At 48.2% G+C, this 23,933-nt stretch carries 20 protein-coding genes; 1 reads left to right on the forward strand and 19 read right to left on the reverse strand.

Features of this window, described 5'->3' with window-relative positions; all coding sequences use genetic code 11:
- Positions 1–206 precede the first annotated feature (206 nt).
- The 19 genes from AC0TWI_RS03200 to AC0TWI_RS03290 form a co-directional block, all read right to left on the reverse strand.
- Entirely contained in the window at positions 207–635 is a 429-nt protein-coding gene (locus AC0TWI_RS03200) for a YlbF/YmcA family competence regulator (RefSeq protein ID WP_488124890.1), read from the reverse strand.
- Between the two features lies 1 nt (position 636).
- On the reverse strand, positions 637–2,178 hold the full coding sequence (gene miaB / locus AC0TWI_RS03205) for a tRNA (N6-isopentenyl adenosine(37)-C2)-methylthiotransferase MiaB (RefSeq protein ID WP_488124891.1): 1,542 nt from the start codon (positions 2,176–2,178) through the stop codon (positions 637–639).
- Between the two features lie 215 nt (positions 2,179–2,393).
- Positions 2,394–2,654, reverse strand: a complete 261-nt coding sequence (spoVS, locus tag AC0TWI_RS03210; RefSeq protein WP_488124892.1) for a stage V sporulation protein SpoVS — start codon at positions 2,652–2,654, stop codon at positions 2,394–2,396.
- 138 nt (positions 2,655–2,792) lie between these two features.
- A complete protein-coding gene (locus AC0TWI_RS03215) occupies positions 2,793–3,590 on the reverse strand; it encodes a TIGR00282 family metallophosphoesterase (RefSeq protein ID WP_488124893.1) in 798 nt (265 codons plus the stop codon).
- 112 nt (positions 3,591–3,702) lie between these two features.
- The gene (rny, locus tag AC0TWI_RS03220; RefSeq protein ID WP_488124894.1) at positions 3,703–5,265 is read right to left on the reverse strand and encodes a ribonuclease Y; all 1,563 of its coding nucleotides are present in this window, start codon (positions 5,263–5,265) and stop codon (positions 3,703–3,705) included.
- A gap of 434 nt (positions 5,266–5,699) precedes the next feature.
- Complete coding sequence (gene recA / locus AC0TWI_RS03225; protein WP_488124895.1) at positions 5,700–6,752, reverse strand: recombinase RecA; 1,053 nt, start codon at positions 6,750–6,752, stop codon at positions 5,700–5,702.
- Between the two features lie 314 nt (positions 6,753–7,066).
- A complete protein-coding gene (locus AC0TWI_RS03230) occupies positions 7,067–8,329 on the reverse strand; it encodes a competence/damage-inducible protein A (protein ID WP_488124896.1) in 1,263 nt (420 codons plus the stop codon).
- Between the two features lie 38 nt (positions 8,330–8,367).
- Positions 8,368–8,946, reverse strand: coding sequence for a CDP-diacylglycerol--glycerol-3-phosphate 3-phosphatidyltransferase (pgsA, locus tag AC0TWI_RS03235; protein WP_488124897.1), 579 nt, complete (start codon positions 8,944–8,946; stop codon positions 8,368–8,370).
- A gap of 97 nt (positions 8,947–9,043) precedes the next feature.
- The gene (locus AC0TWI_RS03240; RefSeq protein ID WP_488124898.1) at positions 9,044–9,949 is read right to left on the reverse strand and encodes a helix-turn-helix domain-containing protein; all 906 of its coding nucleotides are present in this window, start codon (positions 9,947–9,949) and stop codon (positions 9,044–9,046) included.
- A gap of 17 nt (positions 9,950–9,966) precedes the next feature.
- A complete protein-coding gene (locus AC0TWI_RS03245; RefSeq protein ID WP_488124899.1) occupies positions 9,967–10,758 on the reverse strand; it encodes a DUF3388 domain-containing protein in 792 nt (263 codons plus the stop codon).
- Between the two features lie 182 nt (positions 10,759–10,940).
- Positions 10,941–11,198, reverse strand: a complete 258-nt coding sequence (locus AC0TWI_RS03250) for a DUF3243 family protein (RefSeq protein WP_488124900.1) — start codon at positions 11,196–11,198, stop codon at positions 10,941–10,943.
- Between the two features lie 102 nt (positions 11,199–11,300).
- The gene (gene ymfI, locus AC0TWI_RS03255; RefSeq protein ID WP_488124901.1) at positions 11,301–12,023 is read right to left on the reverse strand and encodes an elongation factor P 5-aminopentanone reductase; all 723 of its coding nucleotides are present in this window, start codon (positions 12,021–12,023) and stop codon (positions 11,301–11,303) included.
- A gap of 51 nt (positions 12,024–12,074) precedes the next feature.
- Positions 12,075–13,364, reverse strand: coding sequence for an EF-P 5-aminopentanol modification-associated protein YfmH (yfmH, locus tag AC0TWI_RS03260; RefSeq protein WP_488124902.1), 1,290 nt, complete (start codon positions 13,362–13,364; stop codon positions 12,075–12,077).
- 3 nt (positions 13,365–13,367) lie between these two features.
- Positions 13,368–14,639 (reverse strand): EF-P 5-aminopentanol modification-associated protein YfmF, encoded by a 1,272-nt coding sequence (yfmF, locus tag AC0TWI_RS03265; RefSeq protein WP_488124903.1) that lies wholly within the window; start codon positions 14,637–14,639, stop codon positions 13,368–13,370.
- A 759-nt stretch (positions 14,640–15,398) separates the two neighbouring features.
- Positions 15,399–16,349 (reverse strand): ABC transporter permease, encoded by a 951-nt coding sequence (locus tag AC0TWI_RS03270; RefSeq protein WP_488124904.1) that lies wholly within the window; start codon positions 16,347–16,349, stop codon positions 15,399–15,401.
- Positions 16,350–17,390, reverse strand: coding sequence for an ABC transporter permease (locus AC0TWI_RS03275; RefSeq protein WP_488124905.1), 1,041 nt, complete (start codon positions 17,388–17,390; stop codon positions 16,350–16,352).
- Positions 17,383–18,918 carry an ABC transporter ATP-binding protein gene (locus AC0TWI_RS03280; RefSeq protein ID WP_488124906.1) on the reverse strand — a complete coding sequence of 512 codons (1,536 nt, stop codon included), beginning with the start codon at positions 18,916–18,918 and terminating at the stop codon, positions 17,383–17,385. Before AC0TWI_RS03280 ends, AC0TWI_RS03275 begins: the two co-directional genes overlap by 8 nt.
- Positions 18,919–19,044: 126 nt before the next feature.
- Complete coding sequence (locus AC0TWI_RS03285) at positions 19,045–20,124, reverse strand: BMP family lipoprotein (RefSeq protein WP_488124907.1); 1,080 nt, start codon at positions 20,122–20,124, stop codon at positions 19,045–19,047.
- 174 nt (positions 20,125–20,298) lie between these two features.
- Entirely contained in the window at positions 20,299–22,620 is a 2,322-nt protein-coding gene (locus AC0TWI_RS03290; RefSeq protein ID WP_488124908.1) for an FtsK/SpoIIIE family DNA translocase, read from the reverse strand.
- Between the two features lie 163 nt (positions 22,621–22,783).
- On the opposite strand from AC0TWI_RS03290, the gene AC0TWI_RS03295 reads away from it, so the two are divergent.
- Positions 22,784–23,746 (forward strand): D-2-hydroxyacid dehydrogenase, encoded by a 963-nt coding sequence (locus tag AC0TWI_RS03295; protein ID WP_488124909.1) that lies wholly within the window; start codon positions 22,784–22,786, stop codon positions 23,744–23,746.
- Positions 23,747–23,933: the final 187 nt, after the last annotated feature.

Genomic DNA, 23,933 nt, shown 5'->3' on the forward strand with positions numbered 1-23,933 from the left:
GCAGGTGCCCATTTGCCCGGCATCTGCCCTGCATGCATTACGATATGCGGGCGAAGAAGGCGGGGTGAACGCCCTGTGGGGGAAAGGCCGTTCAAGAAGCGGGACCCGTTCTGGAGAGGCGGAACTGCCGGAACAGTGGTGGTACGGTAAAAAGCCGCCATCACTGGATAGCGGCTTTTTTGTTAAAGTTCAGCAGGCTCCCAAAATCAGTTGCAGCTTGCCGAACTATTATTCACTTTTGAGCCGGTTTCGCCCTGAAGAAGGTTTCCGCCGGTCGATTTGATGATTTCATCCGTTACAGTGTTGGAAATAGCAGAGGATACAAGCTGAAGCAGATCATTCACATCGACCTGAGACTGCTTGAATTCCTGGACGATTGGAACCTGGTCAAGCTCCTCTTCCAGCTTCTCGAGCTTCTCCTCTGTCAGCTGCAGCGCACGCTCTTTTCCGTAATGCTGGAAGTTGACCGCTTGCTTTTGCAGGCTCTTGATCGATGCGATCATTTCCCTGACTGTCTGGTTCTCATTGATTTGAGCCTCAGCACGTTTAAAAAAGTCGACCTCATCCGTTTCCGCGATCATTTTCGCCAATTGTGTTGCTTGTTCCAATATATCGTCTTTCGTGTATTTCGCCATTTTACAATACCGCCTCCGCTGGCTCCTCAACCAATTCTCCGTCGAGGGTCCATGTTTTTGTTCCGACTACTTTCACTTTCACCAACTGGCCGATGATCGACTTTGGTCCGCGGAAATTCACCAGCTTGTTTTTGCGGGTGTATCCGGAAAGCACGTCAGGGTTGTTTTTGCTCTCGCCTTCAACAAGCACTTCGACGATTTCACCTTCGTATTTTTCCATCGCTTGGCGCGACAGGTCGTTAACAAGGTCATTCAAGCGCTGCAGACGAGCTTTCTTCACTTCCATCGGGACGTTGTCCTTCATCCTAGCGGCCGGCGTTCCTTCCCGAGGAGAATAAATAAATGTGTAGGCAATTTCAAAGCCGACTTCACGGTAAAGCGACATCGTCTCTTCGAACTGCTCTTCTGTTTCATTCGGGAAACCGACAATGATATCGGTTGAGAGCGAAACGTTCGGAATCGCTTCTTTAATTTTTCGGACAAGCTCAAGGAATCCTTCGCGAGTGTATTTTCTCGCCATGATTTTCAAAATGTCGCTTGAACCCGACTGGACCGGCAGGTGAATATGCTCAACAAGGTTGCCGCCTTTTGCGAGCACCTCGATCAAATGGTCGTCGAAATCGCGAGGATGGCTCGTCGTGAACCGGATCCTTGGGATGTCGATCTTTCGCAGCTCGTCCATCAGGTCGCCAAGTCCGTACTCGATATCCTCGAAATCCTTGCCGTAAGCATTGACATTTTGCCCAAGCAGGGTGATTTCCTTATAACCATGGGCTGCAAGCATCCGGACCTCTTGGATAATATCCTCCGGCCGGCGGCTCCGCTCTTTTCCTCGCGTATAAGGAACGATGCAGTATGTACAGAACTTATCGCAGCCATACATGATGTTGACCCATGCCTTGATGTTGCCGCGGCGGACCTTCGGCAGGTTCTCGATGACGTCGCCTTCTTTGGACCAAACCTCAACCACCATTTCCTTCGACAGGTATGCTTCATGCAAGATCTGTGGCAGACGGTGAATATTATGCGTACCGAAAATCATATCAACAAACTGATGCTTTTCCATGATCCGGTTAACGACTGATTCCTCTTGCGACATGCAGCCGCACACCCCGATCAATAAATCCGGTCTTTCCAGCTTCAGCGGCTTCAAATGCCCAAGCTCACCGAACACCTTGTTCTCGGCGTTTTCCCGGATGGCGCATGTATTGAGCAGAATGACATCCGCATCGTCGACACTGTCTGTCGCTTCATAGCCGAGTCCCATGAAAATACCGGCCATTACTTCGGTGTCATGCTCGTTCATCTGGCAGCCATATGTCCGTATATAAAACTTCCGTCCCTTCCCCATTTGGAGAAATTGTTCCGGAATCGCAAAATCCTCATGATACTTAATTTCTTCCTTGCCGCGCTTTTTCGCCTCTTTTAAGGAAGGCGGCGTGTACACGGCCTGAAAATATTTGCTGTAATCTTTTTCTCCCTGCTTGGCCGCCGGAGCAGCAGCGGAAACCTGTTGACTTTCCAAACGCTGTTTCTCGTTCATGAAAATCCCCTTTCTATCTTGAAAACACTAATCGGCCATAGCGAAAAGGTTCCTATTATTTATTGGGGACACTTCTGCTGCCATCCCCCATACATATCCATTGTCTAGTATATAGTTTTTTATTTTTTTTCACAACCGGCGCCTGCTGTTGTTGGAAAAAGTTCAAAAAAGAGCCGCTTCCACAACAGGAAGACAGCTCTCGTGTTTCAATCGTATCAGCGCGGTTCAATGATCAACTTGATGGCTGTCCGCTCCTCGCCATCAATTAAAATGTCCGTAAATGCCGGGATGCAAATCAAATCGACACCGCCCGGGGCAACAAACCCCCTTGCAATCGCTACCGCTTTTACCGCCTGATTCAGCGCTCCTGCGCCAATAGCCTGAATTTCCGCCATGCCCCTTTCACGGAGGACACCTGCCAGCGCACCCGCCACAGAATTAGGATTAGATTTTGCTGAAACTTTTAATATCTCCATTTCTTGTTCCTCCTTGTCATTTCCCCTCCAACCAACTGCCGCCAAACTACTGCACCCTTCCACTCTAACTATATTCAGACAACCTCTGAAAAAGCACAAAAAAACACAGGCCTTTTCAAAAGACCTGTGTGATGGTGTTCACTCGGCAAACGGATGATCATCGTTGATCAGGATTGGCCGGATTCCTCTTGCTTTTCCGGTTTTATCGTCAACTTGGATCAAGCAGCCGCTCAATTGCTTTCTTCCGTCTTTTGGCACTTCGAAGCGCGCAGGCAGGGATGTCAAGAATCGGTTGATCACCGCTCCTCTCTCCATGCCGAGAATGCCGTCATAAGGCCCGGTCATCCCCACGTCGGTCATATAGGCAGTCCCTTGCGGCAGAATCCGGTGATCGGCAGTCTGCACATGGGTATGGGTTCCTACGACAGCCGTCACCCTTCCGTCGAGGAACCAGCCCATTGCCTGCTTTTCGCTCGTTGCTTCGCCGTGAAAATCGACAAACACAATCGGTGTCCTTTTATGAGCCTCCTCAATCAGACTCTCAGCTACCCTGAACGGGCAATCGAGCGGAGGAAGAAACGTCCTTCCCTGCAAATTGATGATTGCCGCTTCCAATTCATTAATCCGGACGTACACAATGCCTGTGCCTGGTGTCCCTTCCGGAAAATTGGCCGGTCGCGCCAAATATTTTGCTCCCTCGATGAACTCAAAAATCTCTTTATTATCCCAAGCATGGTTTCCAAGTGTCACCGCATTCGCGCCGGCCTCCAGGAACTGCTTGTAGATCTTTTCAGTAATGCCCCGTCCGCCGGCAGCATTTTCCCCATTCACAATCGTCAAATGCGGCCGGTATTTCTTCTTCAGCCGCGGCAAAAATTCCTTTACCATGTCGCGTCCCGGAGAACCGACGACATCACCGATAAATAAAATATCCAAACGAAAACCTTCTCTCTCAATTGATCCATGGCCAATGTCAGCACTCCACCTATTTTACCACATGATCGAATAAAAAAAGAAAAGGAACGATGCGAAGCATCATTCCTTTTGCTTATTTTGCATATTCTACAGCTCTCGTTTCTCGAATAACCGTCACTTTGATATGGCCTGGATAGTCGAGATCGTTTTCAATCCGCTTGCGTATATCGCGGGCGAGACGATGGGCTTCCAAATCATTGATCTGTTCAGGTTTCACGATAATACGGACTTCTCTTCCTGCTTGGATAGCGAAAGATTTCTCAACACCAACATAGGATTCAGAGATTTCTTCGAGTTTTTCCAAGCGGCGAATATAATTCTCAAGCGTTTCACTCCGGGCTCCTGGTCTCGCAGCCGATAACGCATCGGCAGCTGCGACAAGGACAGAGATGACGGAAGTCGGTTCGGTGTCGCCGTGATGCGAAGCGATACTGTTGATGACAACAGGATGCTCTTTATACTTCGTCGCCAGTTCGATTCCGATTTCAACGTGGCTGCCTTCCACTTCATGGTCAATCGCTTTCCCGATATCATGGAGCAGACCTGCACGGCGGGCGAGCATTTCGTCTTCACCAAGCTCAGCAGCTAGCAATCCGGAAAGGAATGCCACTTCCATTGAGTGCTTCAGCACGTTTTGTCCGTAGCTTGTCCGGTACTTCAATCGGCCGAGAATCTTGATCAAGTCTGGATGGAGTCCATGAACGCCTACTTCAAACGTCGTCTGTTCCCCGATTTCCCGAATGTGTTCGTCCACTTCCCGTCTTGCTTTGTCTACCATTTCTTCAATCCGGGCCGGATGAATCCGCCCGTCCTGAACCAATTTTTCCAAAGCAATCCGGGCCGTTTCCCGACGAATCGGATCGAAGCCAGATAGAATGACCGCTTCCGGCGTATCGTCGATGATCAGATCAATACCGGTTAACGTCTCCAATGTCCGGATATTCCGGCCTTCACGTCCGATGATTCTACCTTTCATCTCATCGTTCGGAAGATTGACGACAGAGACGGTCGTTTCAGCAACGTGCTCGGCGGCACAGCGCTGGATGGCAAGCGAGAGTATGTTCTTCGCCTTTTTATCGGCTTCCTCTTTGGCACGGGATTCGCTTTCTTTGATCATTAGAGCGGTATCATGCGCCAGCTCTTTCTCCACGCCTGACAGAATGATGGATTTCGCTTCTTCCCGCGTTAAGCCGGAAATGCGCTCCAATTCTGTTTTTTGCTTGCGGACCATTTCTTCCACTTTGCTTTCCATCTCTTCAATATGTTGTTGTCTGCCATTTAGAGAGTCCTCTTTCTTTTCAAGCATAATTTCCCGCTTGTCAAGGATATCGTCCTTCCTGTCGAGGTTCTCCTCCTTTTGCAATAATCGATTTTCAAGTTTTTGCAATTCGGTTCTTCTTTCACGAAGTTCGCGTTCAGATTCGATACGAAGTTTATGATTTTCATCCTTAGCTTCCAAAAGCGCTTCTTTCTTCAATGCGTCTGCTTCCCGCTTTGCATCTTCAACGATCTGCTCAGCGGAACCTTGCGCACCAGTAAGCTTAGCCATCCCAATGGATTTAAAGATGAAATAGCCAACAACTACACCGACGAATAGGGCAAGCAAAATGGAGATGATCACGATGAGTAATTCCATACTTTCACCTCCCCTTGCTATGAACTTGTATCATGCTTTTAACATGTCGGCTGGTACATCTCAACAAAAGTCTCAATATACAAAGCCCGTCTCAAAATTCATGCATTAAAATTTTAAAATTATACATGTTAATTTTAAATCCGCCCCCACATAAAGTCAAGCAAAGAAAAGCGCAGGGCGGCTTGCTCAGGAGCGTACGGACCGGAGGGATTGCAACCAGATAAAGGAAACACGGCGACGAAGGAGCCGATGTTGACTTATCGTAGGCGCAATCTCGAAGTCTGCTAGTCGTTGCCGACCGTAGCTGGACAATGGAAAAGCGGAAGGCGGCTTATCAGCGACAAGCCTATCCTCGCTCTCAACCGACTGAGCGCTCGCTCACTAATCTGGATAGAGAAAACAGCAAAGCGGGAATGCTTTGCTGCTCAACAAGTTTATTCTTCAAGAAGGCTGAATTCTTCCGGTTCTTCCTCTTCATCTGCCTCTGGAAGAATCCGTTCGGCGTCAAGGCCGTAATGATCACGGATTTTGTACATGATCTCATCACGAAGCCCTTTGTTCTCTTTTAGGAACAGCTTGGCATTTTCACGTCCTTGACCAAGGCGCTCCTCATTGAAGGAATACCAGGATCCGCTCTTCTGGACGATGTCGAGCTCGGAGCCCATGTCGATAATTTCCCCTTCGCGGGAAATCCCTTCGCCATACATGATGTCCACTTCCGCCACTTTAAACGGAGGGGCAATCTTGTTTTTCACCACTTTGATCTTTGTCCGGTTACCAACGATGTCCTGGCCTTGCTTCAATTGTTCTGCACGGCGGACTTCAAGACGGACAGAGGAATAGAACTTCAGCGCGCGGCCGCCAGGAGTGACTTCCGGGTTCCCGAACATGACGCCGACTTTTTCCCTGATTTGGTTGATGAAGATAGCAATCGTATTCGACTTATTGATCGCACCCGACAGCTTCCGGAGTGCTTGGGACATGAGACGTGCTTGGAGGCCGACGTGGGAGTCTCCCATTTCCCCTTCAATCTCGGCTTTTGGTACAAGAGCCGCGACCGAGTCGACAACGATAATTTCGATGGCACCGCTTCGGACGAGCGCTTCAGCGATTTCCAGCGCCTGCTCCCCTGTATCCGGCTGGGACAGCAGCAGTTCATCGATATTAACGCCAAGTTTTTGGGCATAGACAGGGTCCAGTGCGTGCTCCGCATCGATGAAAGCGGCTTGTCCGCCATTCGCCTGTACTTCGGCAATCGCATGGAGTGCCACTGTTGTTTTACCTGAACTTTCCGGGCCGTAAATTTCAATGACACGGCCGCGCGGATACCCGCCTGCACCGAGCGCTACATCGAGCGCTAGAGAGCCGCTAGGGACCGTTGAAACTTTGCGGTCTGTCTGTTCGCCCAATTTCATAATCGACCCTTTACCAAATTGCTTTTCTATCTGTTTTAGCGCCATATCGAGCGCTGCTTGACGATCACTCACTCGTTTTCCTCCTCAAAATATATAATCAACGATTATCGTGTTGTTCATGTTGTTTCATTAAGAACTTAACTTTATTATACCGCTTTTTCTTGGCTTTGCCAAGCAAAAAGCGAACATTTATTCGATTATTTTTCAAAAGAATACAAGAGAGATTTGCCTTTTTTTCCTATATAAAAACGGGATATCCCCTTCTGTTTTCTAGCAAATCGGCATTATAAACTATTTTTCTCTCAATCGCCATACACTCAAAGGAGATAGAAAAGGACAGCCCGTGAAACCGTCTCATCCGGCTTTGGACTGCCCATCTTATTCCATTATTCTGTCCGTGCCGGTCCCCGGCCTGAAGTCAGTTCTTTCAATAAATAATAGCAGCCGTATTGGACCGATCTTTTCCTGTTGCCATTTCGAGATCCGCTCAGCTGCAGCAGGAATGGCTTTGTCTCTTGGCCCTTAATCGATATACCGATCCAGACAGTCCCTGCCGGATGGCCTTCAAGCGCATCCGGACCGGCTGCCCCGGTAAAGCTGATGCCGATGTCGGCTCCAAGCAGCTCCCGTGTGTTCTCAGCGAGTTCAATTGCACACTCTTTTGAAACAGCCCCGAACTCTTCAAGAGTCGCTTCCTTCACCTTGCATAGTTCCATCTTCGCCTTATTCGAGTAGCAGACGATACCGCCAATCAGCATTGTGCTCACACCGGTGACCGACGTCATTTCTGACTGGAACAGACCGCCTGTCAAACTCTCCGCTGCCGCGATCGTCAGCTTCCGGTTTTCCAGCTCCTTGAGCAATTCGCGCATCAAGTTTGTATCATCGTAGCCATAGAAGAACTCGCCAGCACGCTTTTGAATTTCCTTCTCCGTCTCATCGATCATTTTATCGGCTTCTTCTTCGGATTTAGCTCTTGCTGTCAGCCTGATTGTCACTTCACCTTCACCGGCAAGCGGCGCGATCGTAGGATTTGACTGAGAATCAATCATATCTGACAGTTCATCCTCAAGCATCGCTTCGCCAATTCCGAAAAACCGGAGGACACGGGATTGGATCTTCTCCACCGAATCCAATTTGCCAAGGATGGCAGGACGTCCGAATTTACGGAACATCGGCTTCATTTCATGTGGAGGTCCCGGGAGAAGCATGTACAAATGCGCTCCTTCCTTAACGAACATACCTGGTGCCATGCCATGCTCATTCGGCAGCACCTTGGCCCCTTCAAGGACAAGCGCCTGCTTTTCGTTATTAGGAGTCATTTTCCGCTTTGTCCGTTCAAAATATTCAACAATCGTGTTCATCGCTTCTTCATCTTTTTTCAGGCCGCGGCCCAGATGGCGGGCAATCGTCTCTTTCGTCAGATCATCCTTCGTCGGTCCAAGACCGCCTGTGAAAATGATCAGGTCAGCTCGCTCTTCGGCAATCTTGATGGCCTTTTCCAGCCTGGCCGGATTGTCGCCGACGACCGTATGATAATACATGTTGACACCTATCTCAGCCAATTGCCCGGACAGGTATTGAGCGTTCGTGTTGGCGATCTGGCCGAGCAACAGCTCTGTCCCGACCGCGATAATTTCTGCGTTCATCCCCTCAATCCCTCTCCTTTTAAAATGAATAGCATGTTTTACTTGGAATGTTTAAATACTTCCCAGTTTTTCTGGAAATAATCGTATCCGGACCAAACTGTGAAAAACATCGCAACCCAGAGCATAACGATATCAAACGGAAAATTGACTGCGGAAAATGGAATGTTATGGAGGAGCAATGCTGAAATCGCAATGATCTGTGTCCATGTTTTGATCTTTCCGAGCATATTTGCGGCAACTACTTCTCCTGTTCCCGCCAAGATCAATCTAAGGCCTGTAACTGCGAATTCACGGCTAATAATGATGATTACAATCCATGACGGCGCCAATTGCATTTCCACCAGCACGATCAATGCGGCTGATACTAGCAGCTTGTCTGCAAGCGGATCAAGAAATTTCCCTAAATTGGTTACCAGATTGTATTTGCGGGCAAAATGGCCGTCAATCCAGTCTGTAACAGAGGCAATAATAAAAATGAGCGCTCCGATCAAATGAGCTGTTTTAATGTCCGCTCCCAGAACGTGCAATGTGCCCCAGTTGAACGGGACAAGCATCAAGATAACAAAAACTGGGATTAATAATATGCGGGATACGGTAATCTTATTCGGTAAATTCACTTGTCTGACCTCCTGAACAAATAACCGCCGGACGAGCGGCGGTATCGGCTTCTTTCTTTTACTTTATTTCCCGAAGACGGGAGGCAATAACAACTGCCTACTCCGTCTTGGTAAACTGAATGTTGATCGTTTGAACATCTCTGGTGGCAGGATCCTGTTCATATTGGAGCTTCTCGCCATTCACGAATAACTCCAAATTCGGCGTACTGCCAATCCGGATTGAGATTTCTCCTTGTCCTGAAAGGTCAAGCTCCTGCGATTCTCCAAGCGGGTCACGTCCGAGCGTTCCATCAAGGAGCGTTTTGCCTGCCGCATCTCGGACACGGACATAGCTTTCACCATTCGGAACGACATTCATTTTCAACGCAAACGAATCGGTTCCTGTCAGCGTATAAGTAGTCTGGTCGCCAGATACTCCAGCAGCCGTCAGAGTTTGTGACGTTGTTTCATTGTCAGGAGCCTCTTCCTCGCCTTTTGCGGCATCTTCTTTTTTGTCGTCCTTAGCTTGGTCTTCCCCTTCAGGCTTGTCAGGTGTCTGCACCTGATCCGATTGCTTGAAGCCGACAGATCCTTCTCCTGCATCTCCAGGCTGCTTTCCGTCGCCGTCCCAAACTTTCATCACGAGAAGCCAGATGACAAACAACACGGCTATCACGAATACTGCAACACCAATCTTCGGCAACAATTCCATCACTTTCGAGTTACCAGCGCTGAATCCGCCCCTTGATTGTACACGAGACAGCTGCTCAGGCAGGTCGTCCTCGTACGCCGGCGGTATATCGCTTTTGAATTCTTCAAAAAGCTGATCCGGCTCGAGGCCAACTGCTTCGGCATATTGCTTGATAAATGCCCGTGCATAGAATTTGCCGGGCATGACACTGTACTCCCCTTCTTCAATACCAATCAAATATTTCTTCTGAATTTTTGTCATTGCCTGAAGCTCATCGAGACTAAGGCCTTTTTCTTCTCTTGCCATGCGCAGACGGCTTCCTAATTCCGTCAATGAAAACACCTGCCATTCTAAAAATCAAAACCGAATCCGCCGGTTTGATTAAATAAATTGTTTTTCTCCACAACCTCATATGTAATTTCTTCATCCGGACTATGTCGCAGCTCGATAATATAATCGAAATCGTCCATAGAATACTCGGAATGCTCAACGAAAATATCAGGATGTTCAATCACCTTTACGGCTGGCAGCCGCATTATTTCACGGACGAGCTGCCAGTGCTGCTCATCGGCCCGTCTGCGTGATACGATTCCATCCAAAATAAAGATGTTATTTTCGTTATATTCATCTTGGATCAATTGCTTGCGGATCGTCTGCTTCAACAAAGTGGAAGAGACAAACAGCCATTTTTTATTGGCACAGACGCTTGCAGCGACAATCGACTCCGTTTTTCCGACACGGGGCATCCCGCGGATGCCGATTAGTTTGTGCCCCTCCTGCTTAAAAAGCTCCGCCATAAAATCGACGAGTAGACCAAGTTCATCCCGGACGAACCGGAATGTTTTCTTGTCGTCCATATCTCTGTGGATATAGCGTCCGTGACGTACGGCAAGCCGGTCACGCAGCTTCGGTTCCCTGATTTTTGTCACCTTAATCGTTTCAACCGTTTCCAGAATCGATTCAAGCCGGATGATCTGTTCTTCGCTTCTTGCCCTCAATAGCAAGCCTCGCCTCCCGCTGTCGACACCATTGATGCTAATAATATTGATCGACAGCATACCGAGCAGCGAGGAAACGTCCCCAAGCAATCCCGGCCGGTCGATGATGATTTCATATTCCAAATACCATTCTTTTCGATCCATTTTCACATCTCCAATCAATGAGATGATGTTCGTTTTCTCAACTCAGTCCCGCCTTTATCATAGCTGATTATATAAAAATTTGAAAGGGAAACCTACTTGAAAATGGAGAAAAAAACCGGCGCAATTCCTGTCGAAAATAAAAAAAGAGAGGAAAATATTCCCCTCTTAAATTTATGCGATGTTTATTTGGTGCTGTTGTTTTCGACAAGTTTCACCATCATGCTGGCAATTGCCTGTTGTTCTTCTTCGGAAGCGACGGACCACAAATCGGCCAGCACGCGCTCCTGTTCGTTTTTTGGGTCAACTTCGTTTGCAAGATAATCTCCCACTTGATGAGCAAGATGGTGGATAACATCCTGCGACATTCCTTGGTCTTGTGCATGATCCAAGCGGTCGCCGAGGAAATTTTTCCACTGATCCCAGTTCTCGAGTATTGACATTTCATTGCCTCCTTTTAAATCATCGTTCAGCTATATTATGCGCTGCCCTTTTTCTGATTATGCATCGGAGGCTTCCGACAATTTTTGTTTACCATAATCTCCTTATGTATACCATCCACCATTGACTGCCAATACTTGGCCCGTAATATAGGAGGCCTTTGGCGACAGGAGAAAGGCGATTGAGTCGGCGATTTCCCTCGGCTCTGCCAATCTTCCTACCGGTATTTCGTCCTCCAGTTCTTCGATTTCTTCGTCTGAAAAACGGCCGAGCATATTTGTTTTCACTGCTCCCGGTGCAACGCAATTGATCCGCAGGCCCGATCGTGCTGTTTCCTTGCTTAGTGCTTTTACGAAGGATATTTGCGCACCCTTGGCAGCAGAATACATCACTTCACAGGCAGCACCGGTCTGACCCCAAATCGAGCTGACAAGGACAATTTGAGATGCTTCGTTGCGAAGGAGCTTGGGAAGCAGCTTTTTGATTAGCAGAACAGGGCTTTTTACATTGAGCTGCAGTATTTCGTCAACCGTTTCATCAGCAAGATCAGAAAACAACCCGTAGGGAGCCCGACCACTGCAATAAACAATAGCCTGTACAGAAAAAATCTGGCTGGCCAGCCGTTCTGCCCCTTCTTCTATTTCCAAATCAGCACAGATTGGAATAACCTCAACTTGCTCATTATCCAATTCCCTGGCAAGTGCCTCAATCCGTTCTTTCCCCTTGTTATAATGAAGATATAGATTCCATCCCTCTTGGGCCAGGGCTCTTGCTGCCGCGGATCCGATCCCTCCGCTTGCACCCGTAATCAATGCATATTTTCCCATTCGAACGCTCTCCCATCAGAAAGAGCCATCCTGAAGATGGCCCTTCCATTTTTATTTCGCCGGCACCACTTGGCAAACCGTCATCCGGTCTTCCTTAAAGAGGTTAGCGGCTGTTTCTTTAATGTCCGCAAGCTGCAGTTGTTCCAAAACGGGAACGACGCGGAATAAATCCATTTCATTGAAAGCATAGCGCGTAAACTGGTTGGCGATAAAGTCAGGTGAATTCAAAGAGCGCAAAAAGCCGCCAATCCGTTTTTTCTTCGACCGTTCGAGCGCATCCTCTGTCAAATTGCTGCCATTCGCCGCTTCGAGCATCATCTTTTGCAGACGTTCTGCAAGTTCATCCGGCTTCTCTGTATCGCTGCCAGCAAGAGCAAAACCGAATCCGTGCTCCTGTGAATAATCGTATTGAAAGGTATCGTCAATCAATCCTTCCTTGATCAGCTCCTCATAATTCGCTGAGCTTTTCCCGAACAGGATGTCGAGCAGAAGCATAGCCGCAAGCTCCTGCTTCTGCATGGCCTCTCCGCTAATGTCGACATTGAACCCTTTAACTCCAACCATGCATTTAGGCATTTGCACATTCATCGGAATGATCTGCTTCTTTTCCGCTGCACTTTCTTGCTCTGCGACTTCTTGCCTTACAATCGGTTTTGCCGGCGAGATATTTTTCTTCTCTTGATCTTCACGGATGTAGCCGATGATCGCTTCTGGATCGACCGGACCGGTAACAAAGAGAAGCATATTGCTTGGGTGATAAAAGGTGTTGTAGCACTCATAAAGCAGATCTGCCGTAATATGGGAAATCGACTCGACAGTACCGGCAATATCGACTCGCACCGGATGATTTTTGTATAAATTTTCAATCACACCGAAATACAAGCGCCAATCAGGATTGTCGTCATACATTTTGATTTCCTGGCCAATGATCCCTTTTTCCTTCTCCACTGTTTCCTCAGTGAAATAAGGTTTTTGCACCATATCGATCAGCGTCTGCAGGTTCCGTTCAGTTTCCGTTGTACTTGAAAACAAATACGCGGTCCTTGTAAAAGAGGTGAAGGCGTTAGCAGAGGCTCCCTGCTTGCTGAACAGCTGAAAAACATCGCCGTCTTCCTTTTCAAACATTTTATGCTCAAGAAAATGGGCAATCCCATCCGGCACTTTTTTCATTTCTGTACTGTCAATCGGAACGAAAGTATCGTCTACCGATCCGTATTTCGTTGCAAATGTTGCAAATGTTTTATTAAAGCCGGGTTTTGGCAGGACATAGACTTCCAGCCCATTTTCCAGCTTTTCATGATATAGCGTTTCTTCCAGCTGCTGAAATTCCAATTTCTCCATCTTTTACTCACCTTCCCCGCTTAAGAAATAAACCGTATCAAGCTCAACCTTGCCAGCCGCTTCTACGACCTGCTCTTTTGTTGTTTTTTCGACGGACGACAGCCAATCTTCCGGCTTTATGTCCGTTTTCGCCAAAACATTGTGGTAAAGCATTTCGATCATGCCTCGTGAGGAGTCGAGAGTTTCCAGAAGCTGATTCTGGATGACCGATTTTGTCTGGGCAAGCACCTCGTCGGTAAAGTCTCCAGATTTCATGGCCTGGAGCTGTTCTTCGATAATGCTGACGGTTTGGTCGAATTTGTCGCTTTCAATCCCGGACATGACGAGCATGAGGCCTTTATGGCTTTCTAACCGGCTTGCTGCGTAATAAGCAAGACTTGCCTTTTCCCGTACGTTAATAAAAAGCTTGGAATGCGGGAAGCCGCCAAAAATACCGTTGAATACTTGAAGCGGGAAATAATCTTCATCTCCGTACTGGATGTGGGTGCGGTAACCGATATTCAACTTACCCTGATTCAGTTTCTGTACTTCTTTAACCGTGTTTACCTTTTGAATCGGCTTTACAGATGCGCTCTCGGTTTTCCGCGGCTCCCGCTCCTCAAAATGCCACTCGTCTAACAATGCTGTCGGCTGGATTTCAGAAAGATCCCCAACGATGAACAAGTCGAGCTGATCTTCGCGGATCGCCTTCTCGTAATAGTTGTACAGCGATTCAGGGGTAATGGCATCGACATCTTCAAGCACACCGTTCACCGGCACAGCATAAGGCTCGCCTTTGCACATTTCTTCAATCAGCCGCGTGCTGGCATAACGCATCTTATCATCATAGATAGATTGAATGCGCTGGCGGAGATTTCGTTTTTCACGCTCGACTGTCGCTTGTTCAAATGCCCCGTTTTCTGCATTCGGCTCGAGGATTACACTCCTTAGTAGATCCATGCCCTTTTGCAAAAGCGGCGTCTTGTCTTGCAGGAATTTTTCATTGGCAATTTCCATTGTCACTGAAATAATATGATATTCGCCTTTTTTGCTTAGGTCGACATACAGCGAAGCGCCGTAAAGCTCTTCTAACTGGGACCGAAGCGCAGCGGTAGTCGGATGGTTTTTTGTACTGTTTTGCAGTACATATGGAAGCAGCGCCCGGTGTGTTGCCGTTTCTTCATCGATCGGCGCTTTCATTCTCAACATGATTGTATTCGTTTTGAATTTTTCGGTCTGAATCAGATGGACCGAGAGACCCGGCATCTGCCTGATCGTTTCCTGAATATGCTCCATGTACACTCCTCCAAAATTTGTATGTAATGATTTCACTATACCGATTCTTTCACTATTTCATCAAGTTAAACCCCTTCAGCTGCATAAAACGGCATTCTTCTTATAATATGTGACAATGAATTTCTTTATACGAAAAAGCCAGCTCCGAATCGGAAGCTGGCTTTTGGTTATCTGGATGAGCCCGTTTTTTGCAAAGCGGCACATCTTCTTTTCGTTGTTTAGCTGCGGGCGATTGGGGCTCGGGGTCATAAGCTATAAACGGATACAGACTGGAAAGCGTCTCTTTCCGTTTTACTCTTATGCCTGTCGCCCCTGATCAATCGCCCTACGCTTTTCTTTGTCCAGCTCCGGGGGCGGCAGGGGCTAGCGGACTTCGGAAATCGCCTACGATAAGTCAACATCGGCTCCTGCGTCGCCGTGTTTCCTATATCTCGTTGGATTTTCCTCCAGTCCGTACGCCCCTAAACACCGCCCTCCGCTTTTCGCTTGTCCAGCTCCGGGCGCCATCGGCTCGAGGTCGCTTCAGAAAAGAACAGGTGGGTTGGAAAGCACCCACCCGGTCTTTTCTTCCAGCGCTTGTCGCCGATTAGCAGGCGCCCTCCGCTTTTCCTTGTCCAGCTCCGGGCGGCAGGGGCTAGCGGACTTCGGAAATCCGCCTACGATAAGTCAACATCGGCTCCTGCGTCGCCGTGTTTCCTTTATCTCGTTGGATTTTCCTCCAGTCCGTACGCCCCTAAACGCCACCCTCCGCTTTTCTTCTTACCTATTCCCTTTCACATACGGCTGGCCGCTTGCTTTTGGTGCGTCGGCGCGGCCGATGAAGCCTGCGAGGGCTAGGATGGTGAGAACGTATGGTGCAATGAGCAGGAATACGCTTGGTACGGATTCAAGGAATGGAATTCTCGAAGCAACGATACTCAGGCTTTGGGCAAAGCCGAAGAAGATGGCTGCGCCTGCTGCTCCGAGTGGATGCCATTTACCGAAGATCATTGCGGCGAGGGCCATGAAGCCTTGGCCCGCGATCGTTGATTGGCTGAAGTCCAGTGTGATTGACTGTGCATACACCGCACCACCGGCTCCTCCGAGAAGACCGGAAATGAATACGCCGATATACCGCATTCTGGAAACGTTAACCCCCATCGTGTCTGCTGCCATCGGATGCTCACCGACTGAACGGAGACGCAAGCCGAATGGCGTTTTGAAAATGACATACCAGGCAATAAAAGCGACCAAGATTGCGACATAGGAAACGTAGGAGACATTGCTGAAAAACAGTTTTCCGATGATTGGAATGTCACTCAGCACCGGAATATCGATCTTCCGGATGTTGTACAAGATCATTTCTGTCTGTCCGCGGTCATAGATCTTTTTGGTGAGGAACATTGCCAAACCCAAGGCAAGAAAGTTGATCGCAACCCCGCTGACAACTTGGTCAGCTCGGAAAGTAATCGAAGCGACCCCGTGCAGGAGGGAGAAAACCCCACCTGCGACCATCCCAACAAGGATAGCGATCCATGGTGTTGCCGCTCCAAAAGTCGAGCTCATGTGTAAGTTGAAAATGATGGCGGTGAAGGCACCGATCACCATTAAACCTTCCAATCCAATATTGACGACACCCGATCGTTCTGAGAAAACGCCGCCGAGCGCAGTGAAAATAAGTGGAGCAGCAGCTACGATGGATGATGTGATAATCAAAGATAAAACGTCCACTTATTTCCCCCCCTTCTTGAAGCGTGCCAACAGCATACGGATCATGTAGCTGGAGGCGACAAAGAAAATGATGAGTGCAATGACGATTTCAACGAGTTCCTTCGGTACATTTGCCTCAGGCATCATCAGCGCTCCGACCTTTAAGCCGCCGAATAATAAGGCTGCAAGCACAACCCCAATCGCGGTGTTTCCACCAAGCAGAGCCACGGCAATCCCGTCAAAACCGATCCCAGAAAATCCGGAGTGAATAAAGGCGTTTCCGAATGTACCAAGACCTTCCATTGCACCGCCAAGACCGGCAAAGGCACCGGAGTACACCATGGAGAGCACGATATTCCTTTTTACATTCATACCGGCATATTCGGATGCATGCTGGTTGAACCCTACAGAGCGAAGTTCAAAGCCTGTCTTTGTTTTTTCGAGCATGAACCACATGAATAGGGCAGCTGCAAAAGCAATGAATATTCCGTAATGCAATGTGGAGAAATCCGTAATGTCCTGGAAGAATGTTGAAGCGAGCGAAGCTGATTCATGGACATAAGGAGTCGAGTCCTTTTTGTCTGTCAGCACATTCCGAATCAAATAGTTCGTCACATGTAAAGCGATGTAGTTCATCATAATTGTGACAATTACTTCATGCACATGGAGCCGTGCTTTTAAAATACCTGGAATAAGTCCCCATAATGCCCCTGCTGCCGCCGCTGCCAAAAGCGCAAGCGGCAAGTGGATGATCATTGGCAAATCAAAGGCAATCCCGACCCAAACAGAAGCGATCCAGCCAACTAGAAGCTGGCCCTCTACTCCAATATTGAACAGTCCAGTTCTGAATGCAAAGGCGACTGCAAGCCCCGCAAATATATATGGCGTCATCTGCCGAAGCGTTTCACCTAAATAGTATTGATCTCCGAATGCGCCGCGCCATAGTGCAGAATACCCGGCAATCGGATTCAGGCCGCTCACAAGCATGATGATCGCTCCGGCAATCAGGCCGAGCAGGACGGCGATCACCGGTATGAGCAAATGATTGATCCGTTTAGACATTCGTTCCTTCCCCCGCTTCCGCTTTCTGCGCGCCCGCCATCAATAGACCGAGCTCTTGCTCGTTTGTTTCTGACGGGTCGACGATTGCTACAATTTTCCCTTCATAAATGACCGCAATCCGGTCACTGACATTCATGATCTCATCCAACTCAAACGAGATGAGCAGAACCGCTTTCCCGTTATCCCGCTGGTCAATCAGTCTTCGGTGGATGAATTCGATTGCGCCGACATCAAGACCCCTTGTCGGCTGGGCTGCAATCAGAAGATCCGGGTTCCGGTCTACTTCGCGGCCGATGATCGCCTTCTGCTGGTTACCGCCTGACAGTGCACGTGCCGGTGTGTATTCGCTCGGCGTCCGAACATCAAATTCTTCAATTAGGCCCTTTGCCTTTTTGTATATCTCCGAATAATTAAGCACACCGTTTTTGGAATAAGGCTTTTTATAATACGTTTGCAGCACCATATTTTCCCCAATTGGAAAATCAAGGATCAAGCCATGTTTATGCCTGTCTTGTGGAATGTGTCCAAGACCGGATTCAGTAATTTTTCTAGGAGCCTGGCCAGCAAGGTCTTTTCCTAGCAATCTGATTGTCCCGCTATCAGTCTTTGCAAGACCGGTAAGCGCCTCGATCAATTCCGTCTGCCCGTTTCCATCGACCCCGGCGATACCGACAATTTCTCCTGCCCGGACATTCAAATTCAGCCCTCTCACCGCATCGACGCCGCGAGAATCTTTCACGACCAGATCGCTGATCTCGAGCACATTTTCTTTTGGTTCTGCTTTTTTCTTTTCGGTTGTAAATACGACTTCACGGCCTACCATTAGATTGGCTAGATCGTTTTCGCTTGTTTCCGCTACATTCACCGTTCCGATTCCTTTTCCTTTTCGTATGACGGTGACGCGGTCACAGAGTTCCATGATCTCTTTCAGCTTATGGGTGATCAAAATAATCGACTTTCCTTCATTGACGAGAGCCTTCATGATTTCCCCCAGCTCCTTAATTTCCTGCGGGGTTAGAACGGCTGTCGGTTCGTCGAAGATAAGAATTTCAGCTCCACGGTATAATGTTTTCAAAATTTCTACCCGTTGCTGCATGCCGACCGAGATATCAGCGATCTTTGCTCTTGGGTTAACGGCAAGCCCATACTGTTCTGAAATCGCTTGCACTTTCTTCTCCGCTTGTTTTCTGTCGATTGACATCCCCTTCTTCGGCTCCTGGCCGAGGATAATGTTTTCAGTCACAGTGAATGGGTCAACGAGCATAAAGTGCTGATGCACCATGCCGATACCAAGATTGTTTGCTGCGGTTGGTCCGGTAATATGGACCGGTTTGCCGTTTACACGGATTTCTCCCTTTTCTGGCTGATAGAGGCCGAAAAGGACATTCATCAGCGTCGATTTTCCTGCACCATTTTCACCAAGAAGAGCATGGATCTCTCCTTTTTTTACTTGAAGCGTTATATTGTCATTGGCGACGATGCCTGGAAATTCTTTGCGGATATTGAGCATTTCAATTACGTACTCCACCTCGACACTTCCCTTCTTTCAAACAATAAAGGCATAAGCCTTAAAAATGTTAAATGAATGGCGAGCATGCGCTTGCGATTCATTTAACATTTTTAATGGGCCGGCAAAGCCGGCCCTGTGAACATCTTATTTCAATGTAGTCGGTACTTCGATTTCACCGCTGCTGATCTTTTCTTGGTATTCCTTCACTTTGTTCAATACTTCTTCAGACAAATGCTCTTTGGAATCAGAAATCTTGATCGCATCTTCTTCAAGACCATATTCCAATTTTTCTCCGCCAGGGAATTTGCCGTCTTTCGCCATTTGAGCGACGTCTTGAACAGCAACGTCAACACGTTTTACCATTGAAGTCAATGTTACGTTCTCTGTTTTGTCGCCAATTTTCACATCACCTTCAGGATGCTGGTCACGGTCAACACCGATAACCCATACATCGCGCTCAGGGTCTTTCTGCTTCAGGTTCTTCGCTTCTGTAAATACGCCGAGTCCTACACCGCCGGCTGCATGGTAGATAACATCAATACCGGAGTTGTACTGGGCAGCTGCGATTTGAGAGCCTTTTGCAGAGTCGGAGAAGCTTCCTGCAAACTGGATATCAACAGTCGCATTCGGATTTACCGCTTTAACACCTGCTTGGAAACCTGCTGCGAATTTGTTGATTAGGTCACTTTCGATCCCGCCGACAAATCCAATTTTGTTTGTTTTTGTTGTTAGGCCGGCAACAACGCCGACAAGGAAGGAGCCTTCATGCTCTTTGAACGTAATGCTCGTTACATTGTCCACGCCTTCGATCACATCATCAACGATGGCAAAATGGCTTTCAGGACGCTGCTTTGCAATTTTTTCAACAGGCTCCTTCAATTTAAAGCCAACACCGTAGATTAGATCAAATTTATTGCGGACCGCTGTATTCAGGTTTGTTTGATAATCTGCATCTGTTTTTGACTCAAAATAGTTATAACCGTCGTTGCCTTTTTCCATATCATGCGTTTTGCCGAACTCCTGCAACCCTTCCCAAGCGGATTGGTTGAAGGATTTGTCGTCGACTCCGCCTTCGTCTGTTACGATTGCTGCAGTAAAGTTTTTGTCCTTGTCTTTATTACCTGCAGACCCTTCTTCTTTCTTGTCGCCTGATCCGCAAGCGCCGAGAATCGTGCCAGCTGCCAGGATGAGTGATAAAGCCATACCGAATTTATGCTTTTTCACCAGATAGAACCCCCTAATAATGTTGTCTTAGCAAGTGAAAGGCGTTCAGCAAGGATGCCCATTGCCTTTTTGTCCTGCTAATCGAACATACTATACCATTTTTTTTACTAGAAATAAATGAAAAATAGTAATTTAGACGCGAAATAAATTCGCCTCGTTTGTTTTTTTACTTATTTATGAACTTTGTTCTTCTCCCGGCTTCCCTATCAATACGGCACGCGGTTTGCTTCCTTCATATGGGCCCACAATTCCCCGCGCTTCCATCTCATCTATCAGTCTTGCCGCACGTGTGTAGCCGATCCGGAACCTGCGCTGAAGCATCGACACGGACGCTGTCTGCATTTCGGCAATCAAATCGACCGCCTCTTCATACAAATCATCATCTACGGCGCCCGTAACTTCTTGGATATCATCCGGAATCATTTCTTCCTGATACTGCGCTTTCTGTTGGCCAATGACAAAATCAACAACCTCTTCAACTTCCTGGTCGGATAGAAAGGCTCCTTGCACACGGACAGGCTTTGACGCACCGACAGGCATGAACAGCATATCTCCGCGGCCGAGCAGCTTTTCCGCTCCGCCGCTGTCCAGGATGGTACGGGAATCGGTCGCAGAAGAGACGGCAAAGGCGATTCGAGAAGGAATATTTGCCTTGATGACGCCGGTGATGACATCGACTGACGGGCGCTGGGTGGCGATAATCAGATGGATTCCCGCTGCCCTCGCCATCTGGGCTAGCCTCGTAATTGAATCCTCAACATCATTGGATGCGACCATCATCAAATCCGCCAGCTCATCGACAATTACGACAATATAGGGCAAAAGCGGCTGCGTTGCTTCGCTCTCCGAATTGTAACGGACGATGTGGTCGTTATAGCCTTCGATATTTCTCGTCCCCGTATGGGAAAAGAGTTCATACCGCCGCTCCATTTCATTGACAACTTTTTTCAGTGCTTGTGAAGCTTTTTTCGCATCCGTGACGACTGGCGCCAAAAGATGCGGAATTCCATTATAGACATTGAGTTCAACCATTTTCGGGTCGATCATCATCATCTTAACTTCATGGGGTTTCGCTCGCATGAGAATGCTCGTGATGATTCCGTTAATGCATACACTTTTTCCGCTGCCCGTTGCGCCGGCAACGAGCAAATGGGGCATCTTATTCAGTTCAGCTACGACAGCCTGTCCGGTGATGTCACGGCCGAGACCAATCTGCAGCTTCGCTTCAGGTTTATCATGCTCCTTGTAATCCAGCACTTCCCTAAGCGAGACGACAGCAACTTCCGAATTCGGTACTTCAATGCCAATTGCCGATTTTCCGGGAATCGGCGCCTCGATCCGGATGTCTTTCGCTGCAAGTGCCAATGCAAGGTCATCGCTTAGGCTGACAATTCGACTTACCTTTACTCCGGCTTCAGGATGGACTTCGTATTTTGTCACGGCGGGACCGAGATGAACTTGGGTTACTCTCGCCTTTACGCCGAAGCTCTGGAAGGTTTTTTCGAGCTTCGCGGCATTTTCATGAATAAGCTTGTACTCGCTGCTCTGGTCTGTCGCCTTCGGACGGGTAAGCAGAGAAAGCGGCGGCAGGCTGTAGTCTTTGTTTTCCATTTCCGCAAACGCTAATGGAATCACCGGTTCTGTCGTTTCCTCATCTTCATGCGGCTGCTCCTTAACGGCAACCGGCTCTGGTTCAGCGGCATACGCCCGTTCGGTGAAGCTTGAAATAAGCGGCTCAGGATGCCTGTCTTCATGAACTGCGACATTTTCCTCAGGCACCGCCGGTTCTTCTTCTCGAACCGGCTTTTCTTTAACCGGCCGCACCTTCTTCACCTTTTCCGGCTTCTCTTGCCGGTTGTGCTTCCAATCCTTTATATCTTCCTTAAATCCCTCCCATTGGCCTGACAGAAACTGACCGATCCAGCTTCCAGTTTTAGAAAATACATCTCCCAGAGATTTTCCTGATACAAGAATCAGTCCAATGACAATCAGGAAAACGGCAATGATTTTGGCCCCGGCTGCATCAAACAGAAAATGGAAGACCGAATAAAGCAGGGCACCGATCATCCCGCCCCCTAAATCCTCTGTAGAAGCTTTGCCTTTCATAATCTGCCAAAATAACGCGTTGGTATTCGATAGCACGCTTGGCTTGCCGATGGATCCTTGATTGGCCATGAGCTCGAACAGCTTAATATGGGCAAACAGCAAAAAGCTGGACAAAATGAGATAGACACCAGCCAGTCTCATATTAAGCAAAACCGGCCATCCCCTTTTTACAATGAAAAAGCAGGCGAGCACAAAGACCCCCAGCAGCCCTGCCATATACCATTCACCTAAAAAGTAATAGAAAAAGTAAGTTATGTATTTGCCTGCCGTTCCAAGCTTGACGATCGAAATGAGGCAGAGCGCAATGAGTATAATCCCAGCCAGTTCATACTGCAGCGTCTGTTTCATGCTTTCTTTCGAGCGGCGGCTCCGTTTTTTCTTTTTCGCCATTTGATCACCTAATCTAATTTTTATTATCGAAGCAATGATTATGATAATATGTATGATTATACCATAGTCTTTTCTCTCAAAGCTGTAGAGAAAACATATGTTTCGGCGGAAGAGATGACACTTTTTGTTCCGAAGCAATACTTACTTTCTTGGAGGCGTTTGCATGAATGAAAAAACTTGTATCATCGTTCAAAATCTGAAAGATCCTCTTGCACAAAAGGTCCGGGATGCCCTGCCAGACTGGAACGTAATTATCAGCAAAGAGCCGGGCAAATGGGAAACTGACATAAAGAAAGCAGAAATCATCTGCGGCTGGAACAAAGAGATCGAGCAGTTATGCCTTGAAGAAGAGTCTTCTCTAAAATGGCTCCAAAGCTGGAGTGCCGGGGTTGACAAGATGCCGCTCTCCCGTTTTGAGGATCGCGGCGTTCTCCTGACGACGGCTAGCGGGGTACACGCCTATCCAATCTCCGAGACGATCCTCGCCATGATGCTCGGATTAACGCGTAAAATCCATGCCTACGTTCGTAATCAGGAAAAGAAAGTTTGGCATAATGCTGGTTTAAGAGCGGAGATGCACGGAAAAACCGTAGCGATCATCGGGGTCGGCGAAATCGGGAAGGAGACGGCAAAACTGACTAAGGCTTTCGGCATGACAGTGCTTGGCGTCCGCCATTCTGGAAAGCCAGAGGAAAATGTCGATGAAATGTTCACTTCCGACCAACTAAATGACGCACTCAGCCGCGCAGACTACGTTGTCTTGACCGTACCGCTGACAGAAGAGACGAAAAACATGTTCGGCAAGGCTCAATTTGCCGCAATGAAACCATCCGCTTTCTTTATTAATATTGGACGTGGAGAAGTTGTTGATGAGGAAGCAATGGCGCTCGCTTTGGAAGCCGGAGACATTGCCGGTGCCGGACTTGACGTCTTCGCAACAGAACCCCTGCCCGAAAACAGCCCACTGTGGGAAATGGAAAACGTCATTATCACACCACACACATCAGGCTCAACAGAATACTACGACGAAAGAGTAATAAACGACATCTTCCTACCCAATCTCAAAGCCTACCTAAACGGAGAAAAACTCCCGAGGAACGTAGTAGACTATAAGAGGCAGTATTAACTGAAATGCGGAGAGCGCCCGCTTATCGGCGACAAGCGCTGGAGGTGAAGAACGGGTGGGTGCTTTTAACCCACCTGATCTTCTCCGAAGCGACCTCGAGCCGATGGCGCCCGGAGCTGGACAGCGAAATGCGGAGGGCGCCGGTTAGCGACGTACAGATTGGAGGGGTTCTGACGAGATAAAGGAA

This window comes from Lederbergia sp. B243.17 (assembly GCF_057657925.1).

Bases quoted from the DNA above. Each gene is read 5' to 3' on its own strand.
- AC0TWI_RS03200 (WP_488124890.1), bottom strand. From the start codon at position 635: ATGGCGAAATACACGAAAGACGATATATTGGAACAAGCAACACAATTG.
- miaB (WP_488124891.1), bottom strand. From the start codon at position 2,178: ATGAACGAGAAACAGCGTTTGGAAAGTCAACAGGTTTCCGCTGCTGCT.
- spoVS (WP_488124892.1), bottom strand. From the start codon at position 2,654: ATGGAGATATTAAAAGTTTCAGCAAAATCTAATCCTAATTCTGTGGCG.
- rny (WP_488124894.1), bottom strand. From the start codon at position 5,265: ATGGAATTACTCATCGTGATCATCTCCATTTTGCTTGCCCTATTCGTC.
- AC0TWI_RS03230 (WP_488124896.1), bottom strand. From the start codon at position 8,329: ATGAACGCAGAAATTATCGCGGTCGGGACAGAGCTGTTGCTCGGCCAG.
- AC0TWI_RS03245 (WP_488124899.1), bottom strand. From the start codon at position 10,758: ATGGATCGAAAAGAATGGTATTTGGAATATGAAATCATCATCGACCGG.
- AC0TWI_RS03250 (WP_488124900.1), bottom strand. From the start codon at position 11,198: ATGTCAATACTCGAGAACTGGGATCAGTGGAAAAATTTCCTCGGCGAC.
- ymfI (WP_488124901.1), bottom strand. From the start codon at position 12,023: ATGGGAAAATATGCATTGATTACGGGTGCAAGCGGAGGGATCGGATCC.
- yfmH (WP_488124902.1), bottom strand. From the start codon at position 13,364: ATGGAGAAATTGGAATTTCAGCAGCTGGAAGAAACGCTATATCATGAA.
- yfmF (WP_488124903.1), bottom strand. From the start codon at position 14,639: ATGGAGCATATTCAGGAAACGATCAGGCAGATGCCGGGTCTCTCGGTC.
- AC0TWI_RS03275 (WP_488124905.1), bottom strand. From the start codon at position 17,390: ATGTCTAAACGGATCAATCATTTGCTCATACCGGTGATCGCCGTCCTG.
- AC0TWI_RS03290 (WP_488124908.1), bottom strand. From the start codon at position 22,620: ATGGCGAAAAAGAAAAAACGGAGCCGCCGCTCGAAAGAAAGCATGAAA.
- AC0TWI_RS03295 (WP_488124909.1), top strand. From the start codon at position 22,784: ATGAATGAAAAAACTTGTATCATCGTTCAAAATCTGAAAGATCCTCTT.